This window comes from Actinomycetota bacterium (assembly GCA_036280995.1).
GTDB lineage: Bacteria > Actinomycetota > CALGFH01 > CALGFH01 > CALGFH01 > CALGFH01.
Window position 1 is genome coordinate 1 of record DASUPQ010000655.1, and the last position, 2,559, is coordinate 2,559.

The window sequence follows — 2,559 nt, forward strand, 5'->3', positions numbered from 1 at the left end:
GGGCCTGGCTGGACGGGGCCGGGACCCGCACCGCGGCTGAACGAGCGGGGGTGGACCGTAAGACCGCCCGCCGTTACGTCGAGGCGGCTCAGGCGGCCGGGTTGGACCGTTCGGCGGGATTCGACGCGGTCGACGACGCGCTGCTCGGGGTGGTGGTGGCGGCGGTCCGGCCGGCCCGCCCGAACGGTCACGGCCAGCCGTGGGAGATGTTGTTGACGCGGGAGCAGCAGATCACCGAGTGGGTGGCCGGTGAGGGCGTGGACCGCCCGTTGACGATCGTGAAGATCGGGGAGTTGCTGGACCGGCAGGGCTGCAAGGTGCCGTATCGCACGTTGCACCGGTTCGCGACCGAGCGGTGCGGTTACCGGCCGAAGGAGACCACGGTGCCGGTGGTCGACGGCGAGCCGGGGGTTGAGTGCCAGGTCGATTTCGGGCGGATGGGGTGGCTGGTCGATCCGGACACCGAACGGCGGCGCCGGGTGCACGCGTTGATCTTTACTGCGGTGGTGTCGCGGCACATGTTCGTCTGGTTGAGCTACGCCCAGACGCTGGCGGCGGTGATCGCCGGATGTGAGGCGGCGTGGGCGTTCTTCGGCGGCGTGTTCAAGGTGCTGATCCCGGACAACCTGAGGCCCGTGGTGACCGAGGCGGACGCGGTGAACCCGCGGTTGTCGACCGGCTGGCTGGATTATGCCCAGCATGCCGGGTTCGTCACCGACACCGCCCGGATCCGGCGGCCGCGGGACAAGGCCCGGGTAGAGCGGTGCGTGCAGTTCGTCCGGAACTCGTTTTGGGCTGGGGAGTCGTTTACCGACCTGCCCGAGGCTCAGGCCCGGGCGGAACAGTGGTGCCTGTCTCGGGCGGGGATGCGGATCCACGGCACCTTGCAGGCCCGCCCGTTGGAAGTCTTCCGCGACCGTGAGGCCGGTGTGCTGCTGCCGGTGCCGGGCCGCTACGACCTGCCCACGTTCACCCGGGTGAAGGTGCACCGCGACTTCCATGTCGAGGTCGGCAAGGCGTTGTACTCGGTGCCGACGGCATTCCTCGGGCACTACCTGGACGCCCGCGCCGACAGCCAGCTGGTCAAGCTCTCCTCCAACGGCCGGCTGGTCAAGGTTCATCCGCGGCAGCTGCCCGGACGGCGCTCGACCGACCCGGCCGACCTGCCGGCGGAGCGGACCAGCTACGCGTTGCGGGACCTGACCAGGCTGGTCGGGGTCTGCGCCGGGCACGGCACCAACATCGGCATCTACGCCGAACGGATCCTCGACGACCCGCTGCCGTGGACCCGGATGCGGGCGGTCTACCGGCTGCTCGGCATGGTCCGCCGCTACGGGGCCGGCCCGGTCGAGGCCGCCTGCTCCACCGCGCTCGACCTGGACGTGATCTCGGTCGCCAAGATCGAGGCGATGCTGGCCAAGGCGACCGAGGCCACCGCCCCGACCCTGCCCAGCGACCCGCCGGCGGCCGGGGCCAGATTCGCCCGCGACCCGGCCGAGTACGCGCTCGATCCGGCCAGCCACCGGACCGGGACCGCCAACGATGGGACCGGGACGGCCAGTGAGGGGACCGGGACAGCCAGTGCCGGGACCACCCGGCTGACCCTCGTCGACGGATCTGACGAGCAGGTGAGCGCGTGATGGCCACGGTGACCGACCCGGTCGGCACCGACTTGTCGAAGATCTTGAAGACGTTGAAGCTGTCCGGGCTGAAGGACACCCTGCCCGAACGGCTGGTGCTGGCCCGGCAGACCCAGATGGGCCACGCCGCGTTCCTCGAGCTGCTACTCGCCGACGAGGTGACCCGCCGCAACACCCGCTCCGCCACGCTACGGGCGGCCAAGGCCGGGCTCGACCCGGCCATGCGGCTGGAGCACTGGGATGACCTGCCCGACCTCCGCTACGACCGCACCCTGTGGTCGGACCTGACCACCCTCCGGTTCACCGAGAACGGCACCGGGGCCTTGATCCTCGGCCCGGTCGGGGTGGGCAAGACCCACCTGGCCACCGCCCTCGGCCACATCGCCATCCGCCGCCGGCACAGCGTGCTGTATGCCCGCGCGGACAAGCTGTTCACCCGGCTCCGCGCCGCCCGGCTCGACAACACCCTGGAGGCCGAGCTGCGGCGCCTGACCAACGTCGAGATGTTGATCATCGACGACTTCGCCCTCCGGCCGCTGGACGCCACCCAGACCAACGACCTCTACGAGCTGGTCGTCGAACGGCATCGCAAGCACCCGACCATCTGGGTGTCGAACCGGGAACCGGCCGAGTGGCTCACCATGACCACCGACGCCCTGCTCGCCCAGTCCGCCGTCGACCGGCTCACCTCCAACGCCCACACCCTGATCGTCGAAGGCCCCTCCTACCGGCAACGACACAAGACGCGGGTCCTTGACCTCAACCCAGGAGACAAGTCATGATCACCAACAGCGCCAAGTGGTCCCATCCTCGTGGCAACCCGGTGGTCCCATCACCGTGGCAAGCGACAATGAAAGACCTATTCTGGCTACTTTCGTCTCGGCAGGCCGCGACACGTAGCTTGGTAATTCAGACAAGC

At 69.7% G+C, this 2,559-nt stretch carries 2 protein-coding genes; both read left to right on the forward strand.

Annotated features, from left to right (window positions below; genetic code table 11):
• The first annotated feature begins 8 nt into the window (after positions 1-8).
• Positions 9-1,640, forward strand: coding sequence for an IS21 family transposase (istA, locus tag VF468_22390; GenBank protein ID HEX5881041.1), 1,632 nt, complete (start codon positions 9-11; stop codon positions 1,638-1,640).
• A complete protein-coding gene (locus tag VF468_22395) occupies positions 1,640-2,422 on the forward strand; it encodes an ATP-binding protein (protein HEX5881042.1) in 783 nt (260 codons plus the stop codon). Before istA ends, VF468_22395 begins: the two co-directional genes overlap by 1 nt.
• The last annotated feature ends 137 nt before the right edge of the window (positions 2,423-2,559 follow it).